We start from the raw sequence: 15,136 nt of genomic DNA on the forward strand, positions 1-15,136 counted from the left end.
CTCTGTTATATTAGAATACGAAAGCTATAATTGATATCTTATGCTTTCATGATTCTATGCATCCTTTAAATCTTATTCTTCATTGTTTCTATGACTTTAACATCCCCGTCTGCTCTTATTGATAAAAATCAAAGCTAGTCTGCTCGTATCTTAACGGAGTGAATTCTGTCTCCCTTGCCTCTACGGAACTATGATAATCTACCACAACAGTCTGCTGCCTCTGATCGATTAATTTTTGTCCAAGGACATAGTTCACATCAAATCGGCTGGTAATCGCTGGGGTAGTACCTCTAGCGGGAACAATTAACTGTACCTGATTCGCTTTCAGAAGTTCAAAGATAGGTTCCCAGATATACACGTCTTTTGCTGCACCGAATGGATTATCAATAAATATAACTTTACGTAGTCCGCTATTCTCTGCCTTATGAGAGTTGATATTGGTAATGTAGTTAATAATTGATATTAAAAACTGCGTATAAATACCTTGGGATTGTCCAGTACTTCCAACTGCTTCTTCATAACGAAGATGACGACTTTGTTCTTTAATTCTTTCTCTTTTATAAAGGCTAAGCTTAATTGCATTCATATCAGTGACAATGACAGAGAATAACTTTTTTAAGGACAGTGCATTACGAATAAACTTAAGTCTTTCCGTTAAGTCCTTCATAGCGTCGGCACCCTTTACGATTTCATCAATATAAGAAGACATCTTGTCCTTATAAAATTCCTCTTTTACATATGGTATGTGTAGAGAAATCATCGGGATTAATTCTCCCTCAAGCGTAATTCTTGAAAGTTTAGGAAGACGTTCTAACTCTGTTTTAATATAGACACAACGTTGTAAGCATTGGTTTTCAAAGTTATCTTTGATATTTTGCATATCTTCAATTCCCTTATAGATACGTTCCTTTTCTAATGCAAGGCAATCATTAACCTCATGAAGGTTAGTAATTAATCTTCTTGTATCAGCTTCAGAGTAAGGAAGTTTCACATTCTGACTGATCTCATCCGCTAACATAACAGCACCTAGAAGTTTAAGGGAATCCATAGTCTTTCCTTTGTTATGAGCAAATTCCTCCTGCTTTTGTTTCACTCGCTTTTCATTTTCTTCAAATTGTGATTCAAGTTTCTTTAACTCAGATAGTACTTCTTCTGTGCTAAGTCCTGTGTATTTTACTCGATTAGAATCCGAATCCACCTCAGTAAACAAGGAAGTATCTACATTCTTTCTCATGCGTTCTACGTCTTTTTTCATCTCTTCGAATAATGCTTCTTCTTTTTTACAAGACTCTAATACCCCTTGGTATTTTTTTGCTTCCACTTCTAATCGATTTAACTGCTCCTTAGTGTCAATCGTTAATCGCTCTAAATCAAAGCCTTCAAAGGACTCAAATGGTCCTTCTCCATATTGTTCATTTAATGCACTGACAGCCTGATCGCACTTACCAAGTAATCTACTATAATCAGATCGTAGAGAGTCGCATATTACCTTCTTCTCCCCCGTTTCCTGCTCTAAATTGTTACAAGTTTCTTTTAACGAGGATATCTCACTATCGCTAGTTTCAAACAAACGATTTTCCTGTTGCATCTGTTCTAGCAAAGTTAAAGAGATGCTTCTTGCCTGAATACTCTTAAGGCAACGATTCATTGCATTTACATAAGAATTCACTAAACGGTTCTTATCTTCCAAATCCGAATGTTTTGATTCTAGCGCTGATAAACATCCATGGAGTTTCGTCGTTAACTCTTCCTCAGTGAGAGATAAGGCTTTATACTCCCCTTCTTTGTAGTAAAGCTGGTATTTACTTTCCCATAGGAGTACCTGCTTATTTAATGCTTCTTTGTTAGACGCTCTAACAGATTCCAGCTCCTTACCCTTTTCAGTTAGTGTAATCTTTTCTTCCGATGCCTGTGACAGAAGGTCTTTTATCTTTTGTTTTCTGTTTTCTTCACTTGCAATCTCAGATTCGCATGACGTAAATTCTTTCTTGAGAAGGTTTAACTCATGAAGGAGTCTAATCTCTTCCCTTGTTGATTCAATATCCTTTTGTAACTCACTAACCAACTGACCGAGGGCTTCTATCTGCTCTTTCCTTTCTTCACACTCTTCCCGTTTTTTTCTAAGCTTAGTATCTACTTCCTCAAGTTTTTGTTTACGATTCTTTGCACTTTCCATCAATAATGTATAAGTTTCTTGCCCATTTCCTTGAAAAAAGGATACCTTTTCCTCGTCTTCCGAATACGTTTTTTCTTGATCTTCCAATCGATAGATACGACTTTTACTTTCCTTAATTTCATCCTCTAGTTTATTAATTTCCTTCTTAAGACGTGATTCGTCAAAAAGAACGCTCTGATCTTTTGATAACAGACTAATACCTTTTGGTAAGGATAACTTGTCTACTCTATCTAAACTTTGTTCTTGAATTACTGGAATAACATATTCTTCGAATTCTTTTCCGGTTAAATTAATTTCTTCTGTACTTTCTTCTCCCCTAAGGATTACTGCGTATGGAAGATATGGAAGGTTCAAAATTAATTCACTTCGCTTCTTCGTATCCAAGGTATGAAGATACTCTACTCCTGTCATCGCATCTATCCCAAATCGTGATTTGAGCGTTGTAGCGGCAAGTTGTAGTACCTCTTCGTTACCAGAGAAACGCCCAGACTCTAGGTCTTCTTTTTCTTTTTTCAGTTTTAAAATTAATTCTTTTTCAAAGGCGATTGCTGGGATTATTTTTCTAAGGCGTCTGTGGATTTCTTGTTTTAGCTCATTTAGTTCATCTTGTCCATAGGCGCGAAGCAATTGCTCTATTTTATTTCGCTCTGCAGTAATTTTTTCAATTTGTTTCTCTTCTTCCTCTAGGTGTTCCTTATGGGTGGAACTTTGAAGAGTGAGCTTTGCTACATTGATTATTGCTTCTTGATAGAGTGCTTCTTCCAGTAACTTTTTCTCTTCTGTTACTTTCTTTTTTTCTGTAAGCGCATGAAGTCTTGTTTCACTTGTCTGCTTTTGCTTTTCTGATTCCTCTAACAATAAAAGATTTGCCTCTCTTAAGAGACCAGTAATCTTTTCCCCAAGTTCTTGTCTCTTATCCTTTAGCACCTGAAGCTGATGGGTAACAACTGCATATTCCTTTTCTCCAGATAGCACTCTCTCATTTGCCAGCTCCAGAGCCTTTTGAAGTGCAGCTATCTCAAGAGCAAGGCTTTCCAATAAGCAAACACTCTCTGTTTTATAAGCATCAAAACGTTTCTTCTTCTCATACACCAAGGACTGAATCTCAGATAATAGGTCAGAATTATTACTTTGTACTGCACGAATAGACTCTAAAACTTCATTTCGCTTTTGCTTTTCGTTAAGATACTCAAGGTAATCATTCATGGATTCCTTTTTCATTAACTGAGCCTGATTCATTTGTAGCTTTTCCGTTAAAGATTGATATTCTTCCTCCGCTTTTTCTAAGCGCGCACGAAGAGCTATCGTTTCTCTTTTTGTTTCAAATACTCTGATATTTTCTAATCGTTTTTTTAGTTCCTCACGCTTTTTCTCACTCTCTCTTACTTCTTCTTCTAAGCTTTCGAATCTGTCTTTCGATTCCTTTGTCATATCAGAGGCTTTTCGATATACCTTTGCTAAATCCTCTTCGTACTGTTCTTTTTCCTGGTATAGATCTACTAAGCCTTCTAGGCGTTTGGAGAAATTCTGTAAAACCTCTATTTGTCTATCATAATTTGCAATTTCATCCTTACAGCGAGATAATTCCAAGAGCTTTTCTCTAATATCAAGTAGGGTTTTAGACATCGTCTCTTCTTCCTCGGTACTGCCTGCTTTCTGGGTAAAAGACTTTTGAATAATCTCTTCAATTAATAAATCTTCTACAACTTTACGGGTTGTCTTATAATTTGTTTCGAAGTAAGTTCTAACGTGACCTTCTGTTTTATTAATCCCACGAATTATTTCCCACTCACTTTCGTAGATTCCGTATAAGGAAACAAACGCCTGATAGTCCTTCTTTCGGTCAAATATCTTTACCACATAGTTGTTATCACGTTCTAAGTCCTTTAGATATTTTCTAAGCCCTGTATAAGTAATCCTCTCTTTGTCTTTCACAAGTGGAAGATTTTTAATATCATTTTCATTATACTCACGATAAAAGATACAATAATTAAAATACTCAATGGAAGCTGTATCTTTCACCTCTTCTGGTACCTGATTGGTAGCTTTTCTCGCGCAAAATCCAGTTAGCATATAACGAAAGCCATTCTCGGTATCAAAATCATCTAATCTCCATTCAATTAATGAATGGATGGTCTGGCTTCCATCGCCAGTACGAAACAGCTTTTCAATCGGCTGTTTCTCATCTAACGTACAGTTTGGAATCATATTCTGCAACATAAGTAGCATTAATACACTTTTACCACCGCCATTTGCAAGGTCATATAGTGTATTATGACAGAAGGGTTTCATGATAAAATCATCATACGCCTGCGTACCAAAATTATATTTTACGTTATTTACACGGATACGATTAATGTGTGGCATCCTCCTGCCCCTCCTTTTCTTCTAATTGTTGCGACATCTCATAGAGCCTTCCTCTCTCTTCCTCAAAATAGTTTTTCACCATTGCATGAAAACGATTTGTAGGATAATACTTTTCCTGCGCTTCCACAAAAAGATTTTGAAGAGTCAGAAAGTTAAGCACAAGCTTTACATAACCAGATTTAGAACCTCTTCCTGCACGAATCCCATTCGTATCTTCACTGCTTACTACAGGAAGTTCATCCCAGGTTATAGCAAGGGTTTCAAAGCTTCTTTCTTCCAGTTCATTACGCACTAAGATATTAATGTTACGAATCATATTGGCAAGATTTCGGCTAACTGCCTCTAGGATTTCCTCTATTCTTACATACTCTGTATACGTATACGTTGCAGAGTCACTATAAAAACTCACCATAGTGTTATACATGATAAAGTAGCAAAGGTATAGCTCTTTATTTAGACGCAATCCCATTGCACGCTTTAGTTCTTCGTTGGTGTACCCAAACACACGATTATGGTCTCCGGCGGTTAAAAATAAGCTGTAATTATAATCATATATTTTTAAATTCATCCCTTTTGCCATCTGCTCCACAATATCATTAACCTCGGCATTGTTACTGTAAGCCTCATATAAATCTGCATTTTTCCCAGTTTCCAGACTAATTTCTTCTCCGACAATTAATGCCTGAAATACCTCCATGGCTTTTCCAAGACTTTTATTATTTAACATAGCATAAATCTCCTATCTTATCTCATTTTATTTGCAACTGGAACTCTTCTCATTCCTAATGTCGTACAAATAAAATGTTGGTCGTAACGAACTCATGATTTTCCGATATATCAGTGATTAAGTGGGTAATCTTCTCATCTTCTCCCTCTTGATCTGATAGAAGTTTCAAAGAAAATTGTAATTTCCGATATCTCTCATGGCTTGCTTCTTCAAGGAATCTCGCTAAGAATCCATCAAAAAAGGTATCCTGATGCTTTCTTATCTCCTTTAAATCGTACTCCTTTTTTTGACATAGATGCACTAAGAAAGAATAGTAATCGCTATTTTTAAAGATATCATCAAAAAACTTTAACTCAAGCTCTTGATTAAACCCTGCCAATGAAAAAGATTCTCTTACAAGCAACATGTCTAATAAAGTCTTTATCATTGCCTCGTAGTTTTGTGATATTCTTTCTTCCTCTATTTCATCCTCAAATAGATAACTTTCCTCGTTAACTTCTTCTACTACTTCACTGACTTCTTCCTTTTGACCAGTATAACTTAAGAGTTCATCGATATTTCCAAGATAGAATGTCTTTGTAATCTTTGGAGAAAACAGGGGTGAAACAATAGATTTTAGTAAGGATACATCATTTCTATTCTTTGCCTTCTCTACATAATCCATGAAGTCAAATGCATTTCTTAAACGGCTGTATTTATGTTTCTTAATCATCTCATCGGAACGCATCTGAAGATCCGTACAATCTGAAAGAAGTCTACTGTGATTGGTCATTGCCTTTTTTAGTTCCGTCTCAAGTTCATAAATTTCTTTTAAAGATTGCTGATAATTAACCCCCGCCATACTCGCCTTTTTCAGTGCCTGATCCGCTAGTTCCTTGTTACGTAAAAATGCTTTCTGCTCTCTATCAAACCACTGCATTCCCGATCGTTGAAATTCTTCTAACGCTTTTACACCTTCAAACACATTGGCACCTAGTAAAGTTAGGACTTCTTGCTTTCTGAGTCTAAGGCGATTAACTTCACTATTAATTCTTCTAACAACCTCTGTACCACCCTTAAAATTCTTAGTTTCAATCATTTTTTCCAACAATAGCTGCTGGATATTAATCTTACTTTCTTCCTTCACTTCTTTGGTTTCTAAATAAAACTCAATTGCGTCTGCGGTAACAGAATAAACTACACTACCAACCAGTAATTTGCTCTCTAAAAGTTTCACCCTGGCTGTTATTTGCTTTTTCTTTGCTGGATCAAAATACTCCATAACAAATGGTTTTCCATCGTTTTTTATCTTATCAAACAGGTAATCAATCAATTCTTTTTCTTCTTCCCCATAAATGGATAAGGAAAAATCATTCTTTAATAGCTCAGATAGAAATTCCGCCACTTCCTGATAGGTAACACTCCTTTCATTAAAGTGATTTTCTTCAATAAAATAACGAAGAAGAGCCATTGTCACATAGCCCATGTCAACAATGGCATATTTCCCATCTTTAAATTGTGTCATAGATACCTGTTGCAATAAAAAAAACGGTATGTATTTTTTTAGATACTGCATTCTAGTGCTATGATTGTTTACAATATCATCTCGTAGTGTATGGTTCATGGTACCTCCAAATTACAAACTGCCCCAGCGATTACTCAATAAAACCACTGGGGCAGTAAATATTACAAATCTCGATAAAAGGACATGGTGTTCTCTAATTCCTTCGTTAACTCGATTCTTTCCTTTGCTAACGCATGAAAACGAAGCTCTAATTCCCTTAATTTCTTAGCAGTGTTACGTTGAAACCTACCAAATGCCTCCACAAACAGTGGTTGCATTATCAGCTTCTCACGTATCTCCTTAGTAAATGGACAATAGGTTGCTAGAAGCTCTCTTGCTACCTTATTTAATCGAATGGCACCAAATGCTTCCCCTTTAATCCATGCTTCATAATCTAATACAAATATTTCTCTTGTATTATTTCTTCCCTTTTGAATCTGTAGCTTTAGCTTTTCTTTCCGTTCCTCAGATAAATCATGATTTCTACGGTAGAACTGAATGTAATCTACATATTCTGAGGTAAGAGACTTATGTTTTAAATCATTCCAAGCAGTTCCTTGAATGCATCTGCATAATTCCCAACGGAATCGCCCAAACAATCGTATCATAATATCGTCCAAATTGGAATCGATAAAGTGTGGAAATAAGAAGCGACCTGGATTATTTCTTCTTTTACCGCTAATTTCCTGCCACATTGAACCATTTGAACCTGAAATTGGAAGAATAATAATCTCTGGAAGTACTTGTTTCATAATGTACTCTTTCTCAATTCCTGCCTCCACATTCACATAAAGTGCTTCACGATGAAAAGCTGAATAGTCAATCTCTAATACTTTACTAAAGGAATCATTAATTCTTTCCTTGGTAACAAATGCTCTTTCTATTACATTATAGAATTGTTCTTTATAGAGGATAGGAAGGAAAATAGAGATTTGTCCATTTAATAGCTTATTGTTATAGGCGAACATATTCGTAATTTCGTAATGAAGTTTCTTCTCTACATTAACAAGAAGTTCTTTCTCTTCCTTCTCTGTGATATCGCCCTTTTTACGCATCGTTCTTAGATGATCCACATAATCTAAGTCGAATTCACTCTTTGAGGGTTCTTTTTTCCCTTGCATTATTAAGCTAAGCCATTCATATAACGTATAAATGCGGCAAGGTCCTTCTGTTGTTCCGGCATCTAACTTACATAAGGAATAAAGTTGCTGCTCCGTTAATAAACGCTCATCTACAAATCCATATGTTAAAAATAAATCAATTACCTTAGGAATAGCCTTTTGTTTCTTATAGGCTATTAAAAAAGCACGCTCATAAATCTCATAATAATACTTCGTAATTTCTTTCCTTTTTAACCTCATTTCATCATCTGGAGATAAACGATCCTCCGCATTAACGAAATATTCAACAGCCGTGGAAAATGCTATTTCTTTTTCTTTTTCTAGCTCTATGAAACTAAATATTTGACGCATCGAACCACTTAAAGAATCAACCATTGCCTTAATATCTGCTGTTTCATCTTTGGTTGTTTCCTGGGATTCACTTGTTACAACAAGACTTAGATATAATTCTTCAAATTCTTTACGATCTAGCGTTACACTATGGTTCGTATATAATGATAATACCTTATCAATGGAATTAATACGGTCTACCATATTATCAATACGATGCATCAGTTCCTGATTGATAAAACCATCTTTTTTGAAATCCTGATAAAGTGCTATCTCTCTTTTAAAGAGGCACATTTCACTATTGTTCATAAGAAGCAAAAAGCCCTCCTCGAGGTGTGAGGTAATCTCTAGGCACTGTAATGTGATATTTGCAAGAATGGAACAGGCCTCCTCGACATGAGACATCGTCATGCTCTCACTATGCCCATAAAATGCTTTTACTGCAGTTAATGGTAGATTAGAGCACTCACAAAAGAAGTCTGCTTCTCTATGATTAAATTCAATATCTGAGTTGTATGCTACTAGTTCTTCAATCTTTGGTAAGACATACACAGGAAACTTATTACTATGACCTGCCTTAACATAATAAGCGTATTCTTCCTTTAAATATTCGTAGAGGGACTCATCACAGCGGCTAATTTCCTCTAACACGCGGCTTAACTCCCTAATATAATAACAAAGAGAATAAATAATAACACCTTGATAATCTTTATTGAAAGCAAAAATTTCATGAAGGGAATCCACTCCACTTACCGGAAAAGGATAAATAACTACGTCTTCTGATGCCACATAATTACTTAAGTATCTCCCTAAAAATAAATCATGAATGCCAAACATGCATCCCTGCGTTAGGACAATACGGCTCCCATGATTAATCGCAGTTATACGACCTTTTAGCACCATGCATATGTAAGTTACTTCCTCTTGTTCTTGAAAAATAACGGTGCCTCTTAATAATTGATTCACCGTATTTGGTTTTAATAACAAATGCTGCGCCTCCTTGCTTTTGTGTAATTGTAACCTTATCCATCCTAGATTAATGAAACTTATTATTGTACTCTAACTCCCATCTGCATGCTTTAGAACACATACAAAATAAGATGTTCCCATCCTCCTATTATAATCGAATTCAATATAATGTGAAAGTATATTTTACCTTTTTGTCGAAAAACAGAACAAAAACAAAAAGGCCGATATAAAAAGTAGGTTATACTTCATTTATATCGGCATATTGATTCTTATTATATATGGATAATTAGTCATGTATTAATAATCCGTGCGCCTTGCTTCGAATAATTACCACAAACGTTACCTCCACAGTTAACTCGGTCCAGGCACCCTCACGGCACACGAAAGGTTCTGCTTAGTGCTGCTGCATTCCTGCCCTGACACGGTTCACAAATTTTCATTGCGTAAGACCCAAACGTCAACGTCACTTATAGAGGGCAGCTATGCAATAAGTTATCCTAGGCAAGACATCACCCCTGCTGTAGCGGATTGCAGGTACAGGGCACCGCTATCTCCCCGGCTGCACGGAAACTTTATAACAATAAAAAGACCAGTGGTCTCATTGCTACCTTATAAGGAGTATCCTAAGCTGGATACTATCAATTTACCACACACAAAAAATCTATCGTTTGTGCAAGGTAAGGTTTAGTATACTTTGTTTTTTATAACTTGTCAATAGTTATCCCGGTGAAGTAGGTTTTCAAATTATGGTTATTTTTCAAATTTTTAATGCAATTAAGTTAAGAAACTGTAACATAGATACCCTTCAAGAAATTCAACAAAATATAAATCCCCATTCTATTTCTCAGACGCTAGATATGCTGCTCTTGCTTCCTCTTCCGTATCGTCATAGATATCTTGATATAAGCGAACTATATTTTCTTCCCAATCAGGAATAATAGGATACGTAATACCATGATATTCTAAAGGTGACTCAAATAATCCTTGATAAGGAAAGCGTTCTGAGTTTAAGGTTGTTATCCCATCCTCAACGATACATTCTATCGTATTCGATATCTGTTGGCTGGTAAGATTTGTTTTTACATAAGATAGACATGTGGAAGTGATGGATAATAGGTCAAAAATATTTTTCTTTTTATACTTCTCAAATATCGCATTTAGTACGCGTCGCTGTCTTAAGGTTCTTCCAAAATCGTCTGTTACGCCACCTAAAGTTTCAACCTTTCTAACCCTTGCATAGCCAAGCGCTTGGTTTCCATTGAGATGATTCCATCCTTCCTTTAGCGTTCGATTAGATGGATTGGAAATGTAATTTTCTTTATTTAAATAAGCTGCTTCTTTTGCTCCTAGCTCTATATCAATTCCATCTAATTCATCAATAATTTTCTCAAATGACTCAAAGCTCACATAGGCATAACCATCAATTTTAATGCGATAATTAATCTCAATCACTTCAATGAGTGAATTCATTCCTCCAGCCGCATAAAAGGCATTTAATTTTTTTGCACGATTCCCCTCATATTCAATATACGTATCACGAAGCAATGAAACCAGTGTGATTTCCTTACTCTCCTTGTTGATAGAAGCAATCATAATAACATCTGTATTCCTTGCATTATAAATCTCCTCAATACCAATTAAGAGATAGTTATTTACTCCCTCCTCTTTTCTCGGTAGAATTTCTTTCTCCGGAGTCTTTATACTATAGTCCTCTGAAAGGATATCAACCATATCCACAGAATCCACATCCATATTATCTTCTGGGTAAGATGTCACGATTGGTTGAAGTACTTCAGGTGAAGTATCCATGGCATCATGCAGTAATAAACCAGCTATATTATAAAAAATACTTCTACCCGACCGTGTCCCAATGGTAAAAGATACGATTCCCATACAAACAAAAACAAGTGTACCTATTAAAAAACTTCGATATTTTTTTCTCCTTTTAGATAACTCTTCCTCTGTTATGTCGATTTCTTCCAAAGCTTCCTTCTGATTTGTAACCCCAAATTTCATAGTCTAATCCTCCGTTAGATTTATTGGTATTTTGATATTCTCTTAATTCCTAATACCACTAACTTTTGTATCATACCCATTCTCATTTCATTTAAACATTAGCCTATTCCCAGAATGTGTCATATAAATGTTCAAAATCTTATGATTTTATTACAAAAGTAAGCAAGTTTTTATAATTCTCCTATCTTATCGCTTCCCTTACATCCTTTACTTTCTTAGAAATAGGCATTCCTTTACTTCTATCCCTTGCTACGATAATGTAAGGGATATATAGCCTTGTACTTCTTAAACAAAATGCTATAATGAATAAGATGTCATTCTTTCATTTGAGGAGATTTCATTAACCATATATCAAATGAAAGTATGCAAAAATGTGGTCGCTATAAGGAGACTAATAAAACAATGGATAAGAATATAAAATTTATGAAAGCTGCGATAGCTCAGGCAAAAAAGGCTGCTTTAATTGGTGAAGTCCCAATTGGTTGTGTTATTGTTTATGATAATAGAATTATTGCTCGTGGCTATAACAAGCGCAATACAAAAAAAACCACACTCGCTCACGCAGAAATACTTGCAATAGAAAAAGCCACCAAATACCTTAACGATTGGCGTTTGGAAGGTTGTACTATGTACGTTACTCTAGAACCTTGTCAAATGTGCGCAGGTGCAATTGTCCAATCCCGTATGGATCGTGTTATTATCGGTGCTATGAATCCAAAAGCAGGTTGTGCTGGTTCCATTCTAAATTTATTACAAATGGAAGAGTTTAATCATCAAGTAGTATTAGAAACAGGAGTAATGCAAGAGGAATGTGCTAAATTATTGCAAGACTTTTTTATTATGCTACGAGAACAAAAAAAGATAGAAAAAGAAAAGAAAAAGGAGGAGTACGATGAAGATTAGTGGTTTACAAAAACTAACTCTTTTAGATTATCCTGGGCATCTTGCCTGTACGGTATTTACTGCAGGCTGTAATTTTCGTTGCCCATTTTGCCAAAACGCCTCACTTGTTCTTCCTTCTAAAGAAATTTCACAGTATAGAGAAGAAGAGATTCTAAATTTTCTTTCCTCTCGTAAACATATATTAGAAGGATTATGTATCTCTGGTGGAGAACCAACGATGCAGCCAGACCTTACTGATTTTATTCGAAAGGTAAAGTCAATGGGGTATTCCGTAAAATTGGATACGAATGGTACTCATCCAAAGCTCCTGCGAGAACTAATTGAAGATCAGCTCATCGATATGGTAGCGATGGATATTAAAAACAGCAAAGAAAGCTATCCAAAAACTTCTGGAATAGAAATTCTTAACATAAACTCTATAGAAGAATCGGTAGATCTCCTAAAAGAAGGTCGAATTCCTTATGAATTTCGAACTACTATTGTCAGGGAATTACATACGAAAAAAGATATGGATGATATTGGAAAGTGGCTTTATGGGTCATCTCCTTATTACCTGCAAGCTTTTGTTGACTCTGGAGACTTAATCGGTACTAATCTTACAGGTTATAGTAAACAAGAATTGATCGAGTTACTTGAGATAGTAAGTCCATATCTACCAAATGCATCCTTACGTGGGATTGACTAATTTATATAATATCTTAAAGGAGGAGTTCTCTTGGACTCATTATATTATACCAATCATCTTGTACTAAAAATTCTTGATCCGAGTTGGGCTCCTTCTGTTCTCAATTTTTATCTAATAAATCGTACGCATTTTGAGCCTTGGGAACCACAACGTCCGAGTAACTTCTATACCTCAAACTACCAACGCTCTCTTCTCACTGCTGAACAGCAATTATTGTTAAATAGTCAAGGAGTTCGATATTATCTTTTCGAGAAAAGTAATACCCATAAAATTATTGGTTCTGTAAACTTCTATCATATACAAAAAAGTCCTGACAATACTTGCAAACTAGGTTATAAATTGTCTTCCTCCATGCTACATAAAGGATATGCGCAAGAAGCAATCTCCTTTCTGATACCAAGAATATTTCATGAATACAATCTATATCGAATAGAAGCTGATATTATGAGAAATAACCTTCCTTCCATTCGCCTTATCGAAAGACTAAACTTTCATCTGGAGGGTATTTCACGCGGTGGATACGAAGTGTGTGGACAAAGAGAAGATCATTTAAGGTATTCACTGCTTTATACAGAAATTTAATCATTCATAAGTAACATTCCAAAAAAGGTGGTAAATCTGATATTAGACTTACCACCTTTTTTTCATAAATTATTACAATTACCGATGATATTACAAAATTAACAAGTACTGTTATTGCTATAATCAATATAAATATACCAATATCCGAAATCCCCATCTCTTAATTTACGGCGTCTTGAACATTTAAAATCCTTAAATCCAAACATTCCTGCCATATGTTTTTCCCTTGCGTTATAGGCACCTGGTACCATAACCATATAATAAATTCCTTCTCGTGACATCTTTTTTGCAAAAAGAAGATGACGATAGGCAGAAAACGAATGGAGTATAAAGCTGTTATTTCCGAGAACCCAGGCATCAATAGGTAGTAACCCTAGATCTTTTGGTTCAATACGAACACATTCCGTTATTTCTCCGTCATCAAAAGGATACATATGAGGAAAACGATCCAGGATGGATCTTGCTGACGGGTGATCGCACCAGCCTTCTTTCTCGGACAAACTGGGTATGGCATTACAATTTGCGGCATTTACCATTTCATCATTATCATCAAGTACAAGTTCATCCTCCTCTAATAGGGCTTCTTTCTCTCCAATTCCTTTTGCAGCCTCAATCGATGAGACCATAAACTCCTCCTCAGTAATCGACCCTTTTGCTTCCTCATTTTCTTCCACCTCTTTTGTAACCTCAAAAACTTCTTCCTTTACACTAGGTGGAGCTATAATTGTTGCAGCTTTAAGTTCTCTCTCTTCCGATTCTAATGATAGCTTTATTGATTGTTCTAGTTTAACTTCCTCTTTTACTTTTTCTTGTTCTACTAAATCCTCTTTTAAGAGACCCCCATCTTCTATTTCTACTGTAGCTTCTCCTACTGTTACTGCAACTTTATCTTCATCTACTTTAGCTTCTTCTTCGACTACATCTTCTCCGATTAATCCTGTGTATTCTATTTTTTCTTTTGTTTCCACAACATCCCCTAAGACTTTATTATTTTCTAACTTAGTCGTTTCTGGTTGTACCTTGACAACCTCAATTACCATCTCTGATTTCGTATCAACAACTTCTATAGTGGAAGGTTGTTTTGTTGTTTCAACGTTATCTTTTACTTCCTCTTTGTTACCAGTATTCTTTGCTTCAAAAGCAGAAACCTGATGATATGTAATCGGGATATTATCCCATTCTGTTACAAAATAATTATCCTTAGAAAAACAAACGACTATGCCGGTTATGTCATAGAAACGTACCTTGGTATCTTCCATAACACCTCTTGGCATCGTTACTCTTGCCTCGACTCCATCGGCCTTTGTTATTGCGGTTCCTGTTAAAATTCCTTCCGTTTGATCACGGTTTCTTTTTACAAAGTATACTCTGCATACCCGTCCAGGAATCGTTCTTAGATTACAATTAAGGGAAACCTTACACATTTCATCACTAGTTTCTATTCTAGCATATCCAGTATTGTTTATTTTTCTTCCCGAATCATATTGATAAAAATACGATACAAAACGTTTGTAATTGGTCATACAGCACCCCTTTTCTTTCCACTATACCGTTCTTTCTCTATTACGCAGAATATTTACTATGAGCCCGTCTTATCCTAATATATGTTACGTTCCAATAACCTATGACAAAAATACTTGCTGGCACCAAACTATAATTACTAAAAATACCTAAAGATTGCGTTTAAAATGCAAATAGTGTAAAATGTGTCTAGTTA

At 35.6% G+C, this 15,136-nt stretch carries 9 protein-coding genes and 1 other RNA gene; 3 read left to right on the top strand and 7 right to left on the bottom strand.

Annotated elements, in window-relative coordinates:
• Window positions 1-115 precede the first annotated feature (115 nt).
• The 6 genes from CC92_RS0111480 to CC92_RS21660 all read right to left on the bottom strand — a co-directional run bounded on the left by CC92_RS0111480 (window position 116) and on the right by CC92_RS21660 (window position 11,249).
• Window positions 116-4,543 carry a hypothetical protein gene (locus tag CC92_RS0111480; protein ID WP_029502743.1) on the bottom strand — a complete coding sequence of 1,476 codons (4,428 nt, stop codon included), beginning with the start codon at window positions 4,541-4,543 and terminating at the stop codon, window positions 116-118.
• Window positions 4,530-5,270 carry a DUF6063 family protein gene (locus CC92_RS0111485; protein ID WP_029502742.1) on the bottom strand — a complete coding sequence of 247 codons (741 nt, stop codon included), beginning with the start codon at window positions 5,268-5,270 and terminating at the stop codon, window positions 4,530-4,532. The genes CC92_RS0111480 and CC92_RS0111485 overlap by 14 nt, the downstream gene beginning before the upstream one ends.
• 55 nt (window positions 5,271-5,325) lie before the next feature.
• A complete protein-coding gene (locus tag CC92_RS0111490; protein WP_051650695.1) occupies window positions 5,326-6,873 on the bottom strand; it encodes a hypothetical protein in 1,548 nt (515 codons plus the stop codon).
• Window positions 6,874-6,935: 62 nt separating this feature from the next.
• Window positions 6,936-9,251: a cyclic nucleotide-binding domain-containing protein gene (locus CC92_RS21655; RefSeq protein WP_051650694.1), complete on the bottom strand. Its 2,316-nt coding sequence runs from the start codon at window positions 9,249-9,251 to the stop codon at window positions 6,936-6,938.
• A gap of 287 nt (window positions 9,252-9,538) precedes the next feature.
• Window positions 9,539-9,800, bottom strand: an RNA gene (ffs, locus tag CC92_RS22195) — signal recognition particle sRNA large type.
• A gap of 270 nt (window positions 9,801-10,070) precedes the next feature.
• Complete coding sequence (locus CC92_RS21660; RefSeq protein WP_051650693.1) at window positions 10,071-11,249, bottom strand: LCP family protein; 1,179 nt, start codon at window positions 11,247-11,249, stop codon at window positions 10,071-10,073.
• 402 nt (window positions 11,250-11,651) lie between these two features.
• Here CC92_RS21660 and tadA point away from each other — a divergent pair, with 402 nt between their 5' ends.
• Genes tadA through CC92_RS0111515 form a run of 3 tightly spaced genes read left to right on the top strand, consistent with a single transcriptional unit; the run spans window position 11,652 to window position 13,419 of the window.
• A complete protein-coding gene (tadA, locus tag CC92_RS0111505; protein WP_029502738.1) occupies window positions 11,652-12,152 on the top strand; it encodes a tRNA adenosine(34) deaminase TadA in 501 nt (166 codons plus the stop codon).
• Window positions 12,142-12,837, top strand: coding sequence for an anaerobic ribonucleoside-triphosphate reductase activating protein (locus tag CC92_RS0111510; protein WP_029502737.1), 696 nt, complete (start codon window positions 12,142-12,144; stop codon window positions 12,835-12,837). Before tadA ends, CC92_RS0111510 begins: the two co-directional genes overlap by 11 nt.
• Window positions 12,838-12,867: 30 nt before the next feature.
• On the top strand, window positions 12,868-13,419 hold the full coding sequence (locus CC92_RS0111515) for a GNAT family N-acetyltransferase (RefSeq protein ID WP_029502736.1): 552 nt from the start codon (window positions 12,868-12,870) through the stop codon (window positions 13,417-13,419).
• Window positions 13,420-13,517: 98 nt separating this feature from the next.
• On the opposite strand, the gene CC92_RS21665 is transcribed toward CC92_RS0111515, so the two are convergent.
• Window positions 13,518-14,942 carry a hypothetical protein gene (locus CC92_RS21665; RefSeq protein ID WP_051650692.1) on the bottom strand — a complete coding sequence of 475 codons (1,425 nt, stop codon included), beginning with the start codon at window positions 14,940-14,942 and terminating at the stop codon, window positions 13,518-13,520.
• Window positions 14,943-15,136: the final 194 nt, after the last annotated feature.

This window comes from Lachnoclostridium phytofermentans, assembly GCF_000733755.1.
GTDB classification, from domain to species: domain Bacteria; phylum Bacillota; class Clostridia; order Lachnospirales; family Lachnospiraceae; genus Lachnoclostridium; species Lachnoclostridium phytofermentans_A.

Excerpts from the sequence above, each read along its gene's own strand:
- CC92_RS0111490 (WP_051650695.1), bottom strand. The coding sequence starts at position 6,873 with ATGAACCATACACTACGAGATGATATTGTAAACAATCATAGCACTAGA.
- CC92_RS21665 (WP_051650692.1), bottom strand. The coding sequence starts at position 14,942 with ATGACCAATTACAAACGTTTTGTATCGTATTTTTATCAATATGATTCG.
- CC92_RS0111480 (WP_029502743.1), bottom strand. The coding sequence starts at position 4,543 with ATGCCACACATTAATCGTATCCGTGTAAATAACGTAAAATATAATTTT.
- CC92_RS21660 (WP_051650693.1), bottom strand. The coding sequence starts at position 11,249 with ATGAAATTTGGGGTTACAAATCAGAAGGAAGCTTTGGAAGAAATCGAC.
- CC92_RS0111485 (WP_029502742.1), bottom strand. The coding sequence starts at position 5,270 with ATGTTAAATAATAAAAGTCTTGGAAAAGCCATGGAGGTATTTCAGGCA.
- CC92_RS0111510 (WP_029502737.1), top strand. The coding sequence starts at position 12,142 with ATGAAGATTAGTGGTTTACAAAAACTAACTCTTTTAGATTATCCTGGG.
- tadA (WP_029502738.1), top strand. The coding sequence starts at position 11,652 with ATGGATAAGAATATAAAATTTATGAAAGCTGCGATAGCTCAGGCAAAA.